The sequence below is a fragment of the Synechococcus sp. H55.2 genome (genome assembly GCF_047462495.1).
GTDB lineage: Bacteria > Cyanobacteriota > Cyanobacteriia > Thermostichales > Thermostichaceae > Thermostichus.
Map to the genome: position 1 here is coordinate 1 of NZ_JANSJH010000060.1, position 8,568 is coordinate 8,568.

Here is an 8,568-nt window from a genome sequence, read left to right on the forward strand (position 1 = left end):
AATAACGACGTAGAGAAACGTTTCATTGCTATTTGACAATGACTGCAACCTCAGAGATCTCGCCTGCAAGTAGAAAAAAAGACCCTGGCCAGGGGCCAGGGTTGCTAGGCCAGCTCAGCGCTAGACTCAACTAGCAAGGGGCTTGTTCAGGCAAAGAATAGCTCTCCTGCCCTACTGCCCTAGGGATTGTAACCAGCCGATCAGGGTAGAGCCGGACAGAGATTCAAACAGGATCAGGGCAACAAAGCCGATCATCGCCAAACGCCCGTTCAGTCGCTCTGCATACTCGGTAAAGCCCACCCGCGGAGTGGTGTCCACATACATTTCCGGCTCGATAGCATAATTGTTTAGGCGGCCGCCTTCTTCAACAACGACGGAGCGATATCGGCTCATAGGGTTCTCCTTGTTTCTTCCTTACCTAGTTTAGCTCGTTTTGCATAGGATTGTAAAGTTTTGTTTACGACTTTGTGGATGCCCGGCACCCTGAGCTTCCCGACAAAGGCCGACTAGGCGAGGAACAACTTGTAGGCGGGGTTGTGGCTCTCGTCCCAGTAGCGATAGCTCAACGTATCCAGAAAACGCTGCCACTCGGGCATTTCGCAGGTGGGCACCTGCATGCCGATGAGAACGCGACCGTAGTCGGCGCCGTTGTTGCGGTAGTGAAACAGGCTGATGTTCCAATTGGGGCTCATGCAAGACAAGAACTTCAGCAAAGCTCCGGGCCGTTCGGGGAACTCGAAGCGGTAGAGCAGCTCATTTTCCGCCAGCAGAGAGCGCCCGCCCACCATGTGGCGCAGGTGCAACTTGGCCAGCTCATCGTCGGTGAGATCCAAGGTCTTGAAGCCGGCCCGCTCCAGATCCAGAGCCACCGCTTGGGCATCGGCCCGATCCCGCACCTGCAGCCCGACAAAGATATGGGCTTCTTGCTCGTCGGCGATGCGGTAGTTAAACTCGGTGAGGTTGCGCTGGCCAATGTGGGCACAGAACCGGCGCAGGCTGCCGCGTCGTTCCGGAATGGTGACGGCAAAAATGGCTTCCCGCTGTTCGCCGATTTCGGCCCGTTCGGCCACAAAGCGCAGGCGGTCGAAGTTCATGTTCGCCCCACAAGCGACCGCCAGCAAAGTCTGTCCTTGGATGCCGGTGCGGCTCACATAGGCTTTGAGGCCGGCAATGGCCAGAGCTCCGGCAGGCTCCAAAATGGAGCGGGTATCTTCAAAGACATCCTTGATGGCGGCACAGGTGTCGTCGGTAGTCACCAGGAGGATCTCGTCCACGTACTGCTGACAGAGGCGGAAGGTCTCTTCCCCCACTTCCCGCACTGCCACTCCATCGGCAAACAGACCTACTTGGGATAGGCGCACCCGCCGGCCTGCCTGGAGAGACCGGTACATGGCATCGGAGTCCACCGGTTCTACACCGATGATCTTGATTTCGGGGCGCAAGCGCTTAACGTAGGCGGCAATGCCCGCGATCAGGCCGCCCCCGCCAACAGCGACGAAGATGGCGTGGATGGGCTGTTGGTACTGGCGCAGGATTTCCATGCCGATGGTACCCTGGCCGGCGATCACCAGGGGATCGTCGAATGGATGGATGAAGGTCAAACCTTTCTCGGCTTCCAGTTGCCGCGCGTGAGCGTAGGCATCGTCAAAGGTATCTCCGTACAAGACCACTTCTGCGCCCCGCGCCCGCACGGCATCCACCTTCACTTGAGGGGTGGTGACGGGCATGACGATGATGGCCCGAGTGCCCAGCCGCTGTGCTGCCAGGGCCACTCCTTGGGCGTGGTTGCCTGCGGAGGCCGCGATCACCCCTTGCGCCAGTTGCTCCGGGGGCAAGTGGGCCATCTTGTTGTAAGCCCCGCGCAGCTTGAAGGAGAAAACCGGCTGCATGTCTTCCCGTTTCAGCCAGACCGGGTTGTTCAGGCGGCGGGAGAGGTTAAAAGCCGGCTCCAGGGGGGTTTCTTGGGCCACGTCGTAAACGCGAGCTGTAAGGATCTGAACGAGATAATCACAATCCATCGGGATGTATCGATAGGGTCGAAAACGGTCGCTCCCGGCGGGCTAAGAGCTATTATCCCAGGGATCTATCCCTTCTCCAGCAAGGGGGGCTTGGGCATAATAACAAAGGCCATGGGAGAAGAAGCGATGTCGGCGCAGGAAAAGTTGAAGGCGCTGTTGGAGAGCCAGCCGGTGGCCTGCTTGGGGGTGCTGGAGCAGGGATCCCCGGCAGTGTCGCTGGTGCCCTTTGTGGTGCAACGGGATCCCTTGCGTTTTGCCATTGTCATTAGCGATCTTTCTTCCCACACCCAGGCTTTGCGGGCGGATCCCCGCGCCAGCTTGCTCATCCACGAGCCGCCCACGCCGGTGGATCCCCGCAGCAACCACGCTTTGCCGCGGGTGATGGTGAGCGGAGAAGCCCGGTTCCTCAGCCGCGCGGAGGCCCAAGCCTGGGGGTTTGAGGCCCTTTATCGTGCCAAGTACGAGATTGCCGAGATGATCCTGGGCCTGGCGGATTTTCACTTCTGCCAGATCACCCCCACCGGCGGCAGCTTCATTCAGGGGTTTGGCCAAGCCTTCCGGCTGAGCGGCCCCAACCTGGATCAACTGGAGCATCTCGGCCGCACCTAGGCGCAAGAACATGGCCTTCCGACCGGCAACCGACGACAGGGAGGGCGAATAAACCGTTGCCGCGCCAGTTTCCAGGTCGCGCTGCTATTTGCAAGTGACCGAAGACATGGGTCGGCAGGGATTCGAACCCTGGGCCAATCGGTTAAAAGCCGAGTGCTCTACCGCTGAGCTACCGACCCAAGTTTGCAGCTTTGTCATACTAGCAAAACTTCTGTCACACTAGCAAAGGTTCTGGCCGTATCCCTAAAAATCTTGCTATGCTGAACTTAGACCAACCCTGGGGCTGTAACGGTTTCGACGGGGTGGCGAACATGGGTTCATGATACAGGTCGGGATTGAGCTTATCCCGTTATCACCAGGCTCAAACCAGTACGTGCGAACAACGTCGTACCCTTTGCTCGTAAAGCAGCTGCTCTGGCTGCCTAAGGCTCAGTAACCGAAAACTGACTCTGAGCTCGAGGATCTGCTCACGACCCCGTTAAGTGGGCGGATCACAACCCCAACGGGTGCAGCTCTCTGCTCTGGCTCCGTCGAGGGAGAGACCAAGATTAGGCGGAGAAATCCCATCGCCGGGATCCAAACGGCGATCCCCGCCTCGAGGGTCAAAGAGGCTAAGCCTGTGAATGAGTGATCCCTTAGTACCCATCTCGGACACGGGTTCGACTCCCGTCAGCTCCATCCTCAGGTGCCCTAGGCCCAGAAGGTTGCTGGAGGGCTTTTGGGCGTCCATGAAAGTCCGGCAAGATCCAATGCCATGCCAAGGTGGGGCCTGGCGCTCACCGCAGCTAATGGGAATGGCTGGTGCTGCAGCAGCTTTTGGTTTTCGGCGGCGGAGGGGGCACATCCAAAGCCGGGTTGCACTCAAAGAAGCCCAGCGGCTTGAGCAGAAAGCCAATGTAGCTAACCGGCATCACCGGCCAGTCTTCGGTGCGGGGGAAGTGGTTACAGCCAAAGCTGTACCAGAGCACTAGGCGGGTATTTTCTAGGGATCGGTTGGCTTGTGTCCATTTCACCAGCCCTTCCCCACCGGGGTGTTGGTTGGGGTAGTCCCCCGCCGGGAACTTTTCGCCAGGATGATAGGGCGTGGCCCAGAGGTGGTGGGCCAAATACCCTGCCCGTCGATACAGCCAGGAGTCGGGGTGGGCCAGGAACCGGACATTCTCTCCTGGGAGCAACTTGTAGGCCACCGGCTGCCCCAGGCGGTTGTGGCGGTTGGGGTTGACAATCTTCCAGTAGCGCCCCCGCAAGGGATCCACCGTTTGCTTGGCTTCCTGCTCAGTGCTCAACAAGGTGGAGCGGGCGCGGAAGGCGTTGCCGTAGGGGTTATCCGGCCCCAAGGGCAGCGGCTCGGCATGGACTTCGTAGAGGGAGTTGCCCGGCCCATCCACCGCCATGTCCAGGCGCACGGTAAAAAAGTGCTGGTGGTTGAGGCCAGACAATTGGGGCGCTACCAAGACGCCAAACTCCGGTTCCTCCCCCGGCAGGGTGGCGCAGGTGTTGATGATGCCGGTGAGCTTGGCCTCGAACTCCAGCGTGCCGTCCTGGTAGAAGTACCAGAAAAAGCCGTAGTCGTAGTTGCCGATGGTGGTAAAGAAAGAGAGCACCAGCCGCCGCGAGCGCCGCACCTGAGCTCGCTCCGTGCGCCAGTCGGTGTGCTTCCAGAGCACGCCAAAGTCCTCCTCGTGCATGCAGATGGCGTTTTTGAGGAGCATGGGCTCACCGCTGTTGCTGGGCAGCCAGGCATCGAAGTAGTAGATCTCCCCCAGGCAGTCGCAGCCCAGGCGCAGGGAATTGGCCTGCATGCCGATGCCGTATTCCCCCACGTCAAAGGCGTTCTTGCGACAGTGGGGATCCCGTGGATCCCCGTAGGGCACCACCATCTCGGCTACCGAAGCCCGATAGAGGATGGGGCGAAGGCGGCCCTGATCCTCATAGCTCACCTGATGCAGCACCAGCCCCTCGCGGGGGTTAAAGCTGATGCGCAGATCCCACTTCTGCCAGCGGATGTGGTGGCCTTCTACTTGGAAGCTCACCCCTTGGGGCTGAGTAATTTCCAAAGGCTTCAAATCTCGGCGAAACTCTTTGAAGAAGATCTCGTCAAAATTGCCATCTTCCGGGGGCAGAGGCCAGGGGCCGCGATCCTCCACCTTGATCACCTGCATTTGGTTGAGGTCAATCCAGGGGTAGAGGCCTTCGAGGGGACGGGCATAGCCATTGTCGTAAGGGGAAGTGCGCAGGAAACACAGACCCCGCACCAGCCGCCGCCCCTCTTCTTCCGGGATCCCAAAGTAGCCCACCGTCCAGTAGTCCACCATCACCCGCTCCACATCGGCAATGCCCCGCCGCTGCAGGGCGGCCAGAAATTGGGGATCCTCCTTGAGCAAGCGGTCACAGGCGTAGACCTCATCGTCCAAAAGGGGCGGCTGCACGCCGGGGACGAGCTGCCAAGAGCACACCTGCTGCCGAGAGAGGGAGACCACCGCCTCGTAGGTGCTGCCCTCGGCGGGATCCAACAGCACCACAAACGCCTGCCGATCCCAGGGTTGGCCCGGTTGCCAAGCTTCCATCCAGGGCCGCTCCGGCTCCTGCAGTTGGATGGTGACAAAGCGGCAGCGGGAAGCAAGAGGGCGCTCCTGACGCAGGATTTTGACCACTTGCCGGATTTCTTCGCCATTCAAGGGATCCAGGGGGTGGCTTGGCCATTCGGGCCGGACAGCCGCGGTTGTGGCAGAAAGCGGTCGCTCCTGCTCCTGCAGAGCAGGCTGAGGACTGCGAGGAAGTTCACAAATCACAGAAATAACCTTGAATTCTACAGAAAATGAATTGGCTGGGTGACGATCCGTTGAAAAATGCCGCAGGGATCCCCTTGCCTGCCACCCCAGGCGCTCTAAGCTAGCCATCAGCCCGTACAGGACAACCTGGCCGTTGCCACAGGCAACTTTGGCGACCTTGGCCGGCAAGAGGATAGGCTCAAAGAATCCGTTCTTGGGGACAACCTCACCTTCGCCAGCTAGCCCAACCTGAGGTTATCCCCATCCGTTGGGTTGTCTCTGCCCGCTAACCAAAGGAAGAGGGCAGCGGCACCTTGAGCAGCCGCGTTACCGCAAACCGAAAAATATCGAACAATCGCCAGAAACTAACTATAGGCTTCCGAGGGAAAAGATCCCCGCTCAAAATCAGCAGCAATTTTTTTAGGCCAAACGTGGCATAGGGCAGCATAAAAAAGAATCAACGCTTCACGCAGGCTGAGGGCGCAGCCGCAAGGAAGGAGCTTGATGCAGCACTGCTCTCTTCTCAACGCGAACTCATTTCGGCTTGCCCTAACCCCACCTGCTAGGGGGATCCCCAGTGTTGGGATCCAAGGCGCAACTGCCCATTACTATAGCAGAGGCTCCCCCCTCGGCCACAAGCTGCGGTCAAGAGTCGGCTCTCCGGATCTGAAGTTTAGCGTGAAGTAAAGATCTTGTATTGGCTAACACATCTTTGAGCAGAGTACTGAAATCATGCTTAAAGCTAAGGATTTCTGGCAAGAGGATCTCTCAGATCTGTATGAGGATCGTCCACAATGAGGTAGCGCTGGTGGAACAACCAACCGTTTTGGTGGGGGAGATGGCTTCAGCTCAACACCGCCTGGTGCCGGTGCGGCCAGAAGACGGCGGCTTTTATCCAGAGCATCTCTCCTTGGCTCTGGAGGCCACCCAACTGGGCTACTGGCAACTGGATCTGCGCAGCGGGGAGCTGAGCAGTTCCCCTCAGTGCAAGGCCAAGTACGGACGGGATCCCGGCGAGGAGTTCACTCTGGAGATGTTTTTCGAGAGCGTTCACCCCGAAGATCGCCAAAGGGTGAAGGAAGCTCTCCAGTTGGCGGGGCCTAGAGCATTGGAGGGGGATCCCAACTTTGCCGTCGAGTACCGCGCCCACCTCGCAGACGGGCAGGTGCGCTGGCACCTCTCCCAGGGGATCGTGCTCCTGGGGCCGGAAGGGGATCCCAGCCATATCGTGGGGGTAACCTTGGACATCACCGAGCGCAAGCAAGCCGAGCTGAGGCTGCAGCAACAGGTGCAGCGGGAAAAACTGTTTAACCGGCTCATTCAAGCCATCAGCACCTCTTTGGATCTACCCGCCCTCTTTGAGGTAGCGGTGCAGGAAGTAGGCCAGGTTTTGCAGGCAGCGCGGGTTACCCTTTACCAATATCTGCCTACCGAGAAGGTGTGGGTGGGCATTGCCGGCTATGTTCGCTCCCCCGATGTGCCCAGTGCTCTCCACCTGCGCATACCGGATGATCCAGAGATTCCAGCCATCCAGCACTTCAAGTGGCTGCAAGTTTTTCACGTGGCGGATCCCCAGCAAGTTTCCGATCCCTTTGCATTGCAGGAAAGGCAAGACTGCCAGCTCGGCCCTTGGCTAGGGATCCCGGTGGCCTGTCAAGGGAAACTTTGGGGCGCTCTAGCCCTGAGACGCCTGATCTCTGAACCAGATTGGCAAGAGGAAGAGATCGAGTTGGCCAGGGCAATTGGCAATCACCTGGCAGTCGCCATTCGACAGGCGGAACTTTACCAAAAGCTGCAGCAAGCCAACGCCGAACTGGATTACCAAGTGCGGGTGCGCAACGGCCAACTGCAGCAAGCCTACGAAGACGAGGCCCTGCTGCAACTGATCACGGAAGAAATTCGCTCCAGCCTAGACGAGCACAAGATTTTGGAAACCGTGGCGCAAGAACTGGCCCTCAGACTGGGTCTTTCCGGCTGCATGATTGCCCTCCATGACCCAGAACGACAGGTTAGCGTTTTGGCCTTGGATTATCGACCTGGAGAAGGGATCCGCCGTTTTCCCCTGGAGATCCCCTTTGCCGATTTTGCCGAGGTGCTCCAGCAGCTTCAGGGTGGGCAGTTCTGCTATTTCAGCAACCTTGGCCACCCCTGCTGGCCCAGCTACGACCGCCACACGCTGCTGGTACTTCCCATTTGCGATGCTCAGGAAGGCGAATCTCTCCTGCTGGGAAATATTTGCGGCTCGCGTCCGCCGGGGCAGGTGTTTGGCGAGCGGGAACAGCGCTTGATGCGGCGGGTGGCCAGCCAGTGTGCGATTGCCATTCGCCAGGCCCGGCTTTTCCAAACCGTGCAGCAGCAGGTGCAGCAGTTGCAGGAGCTCAACCACCTCAAGGATGAGTTTCTGCACATGGTCTCCCACGAGATGCGCACGCCTCTAACCAACATGAAGCTGGCAATTGCTTTTCTCTCCAAGGCCAACCTGACGGAGCGGGAGCAGCGCTACTTGCAGATTTTGGAGATGGAGACCAACCGCGAGCTGGACTTGATCAACGAGCTGTTGGAATTGCAAGCTATTGAAGCCGGAAATAGGGATCTCAATCTAACCTGGTTATCTCCTCAGGAGTGGATCCCCAATCTTTCCGAGCCCTTCCGGCTGCGAGCTGCCCAGCAGAACCAACAGTTTCAGTTGGAATGGGATCCCGACCTTTTGCCCCTCTGCACGGATGAGAGCCTGCTGTCGCGGGTGGTGGGCGAACTTTTGAACAACGCCTGCAAGTACACGCCGGCTGGGGAAAGCATCTGTTTGCGCTTTAGCCAGACCCATCAACAGAACCGTCCCGGCTGGCTGATCGAGGTGCGCAATACGGGAGTGGAAATTCCTCCAGAGGCGCTGCCCCATGTGTTTGAAAAGTTCTACCGCATCCCACAGTTGGATCGCCGCAAGGCCGGAGGGACAGGCCTAGGCCTGCCGCTAGCCAAAAAGGCTATGGAGATGTTAAAGGGATCCCTGACGGTGGAAAGCCGTTCCCGGCAGGTGATTTTCCAGGTGTGGTGCCCCCATCAGGGCAGCTTGTCGGCAACTCAAAACAGAGCCTAGCGCCTTGCGCAGGACTCGAACCTGCAACCATCGACTTAGAAGGTCGGTGCTCTATCCATTGAGCTAGCAAGGC

Annotated in this window: 5 protein-coding genes, 2 tRNA genes and 1 other RNA gene; 3 read left to right on the forward strand and 5 right to left on the reverse strand. The window is 58.7% G+C overall.

From position 1 onward, the window contains the following. Positions 1-171 precede the first annotated feature (171 nt). Both NW844_RS08315 and ilvA read right to left on the reverse strand, forming a co-directional pair. On the reverse strand, positions 172-393 hold the full coding sequence (locus NW844_RS08315) for a high light inducible protein (protein ID WP_414334922.1): 222 nt from the start codon (positions 391-393) through the stop codon (positions 172-174). Between the two features lie 113 nt (positions 394-506). Beyond that, positions 507-2,018, reverse strand: a complete 1,512-nt coding sequence (gene ilvA, locus NW844_RS08320) for a threonine ammonia-lyase, biosynthetic (RefSeq protein WP_414334923.1) — start codon at positions 2,016-2,018, stop codon at positions 507-509. Positions 2,019-2,144: 126 nt separating this feature from the next. Here ilvA and NW844_RS08325 point away from each other — a divergent pair, with 126 nt between their 5' ends. Then, on the forward strand, positions 2,145-2,627 hold the full coding sequence (locus NW844_RS08325; RefSeq protein WP_414334924.1) for a pyridoxamine 5'-phosphate oxidase family protein: 483 nt from the start codon (positions 2,145-2,147) through the stop codon (positions 2,625-2,627). 107 nt (positions 2,628-2,734) lie between these two features. Here the strand turns inward: NW844_RS08325 and NW844_RS08330 are convergent. Further along, positions 2,735-2,806: transfer RNA gene (locus tag NW844_RS08330), tRNA-Lys, on the reverse strand. A 100-nt stretch (positions 2,807-2,906) separates the two neighbouring features. On the opposite strand from NW844_RS08330, the gene ssrA reads away from it, so the two are divergent. Continuing rightward, positions 2,907-3,308: a transfer-messenger RNA gene (gene ssrA / locus NW844_RS08335) on the forward strand. A gap of 104 nt (positions 3,309-3,412) precedes the next feature. On the opposite strand, the gene NW844_RS08340 is transcribed toward ssrA, so the two are convergent. Continuing rightward, entirely contained in the window at positions 3,413-5,587 is a 2,175-nt protein-coding gene (locus tag NW844_RS08340; protein WP_414334925.1) for a primary-amine oxidase, read from the reverse strand. Positions 5,588-6,176: 589 nt separating this feature from the next. On the opposite strand from NW844_RS08340, the gene NW844_RS08345 reads away from it, so the two are divergent. Next, on the forward strand, positions 6,177-8,495 hold the full coding sequence (locus NW844_RS08345) for a GAF domain-containing protein (protein ID WP_414334926.1): 2,319 nt from the start codon (positions 6,177-6,179) through the stop codon (positions 8,493-8,495). On the opposite strand, the gene NW844_RS08350 is transcribed toward NW844_RS08345, so the two are convergent. After that, a tRNA-Arg gene (locus NW844_RS08350) sits at positions 8,496-8,568 on the reverse strand. It abuts the gene before it with no gap.

What these genes read in the sequence shown, in the direction of transcription:
- NW844_RS08315 (WP_414334922.1), bottom strand. Translation starts at nt 393, where the DNA reads ATGAGCCGATATCGCTCCGTCGTTGTTGAAGAAGGCGGCCGCCTAAAC.
- ilvA (WP_414334923.1), bottom strand. Translation starts at nt 2,018, where the DNA reads ATGGATTGTGATTATCTCGTTCAGATCCTTACAGCTCGCGTTTACGAC.
- NW844_RS08325 (WP_414334924.1), top strand. Translation starts at nt 2,145, where the DNA reads ATGTCGGCGCAGGAAAAGTTGAAGGCGCTGTTGGAGAGCCAGCCGGTG.
- NW844_RS08345 (WP_414334926.1), top strand. Translation starts at nt 6,177, where the DNA reads ATGAGGATCGTCCACAATGAGGTAGCGCTGGTGGAACAACCAACCGTT.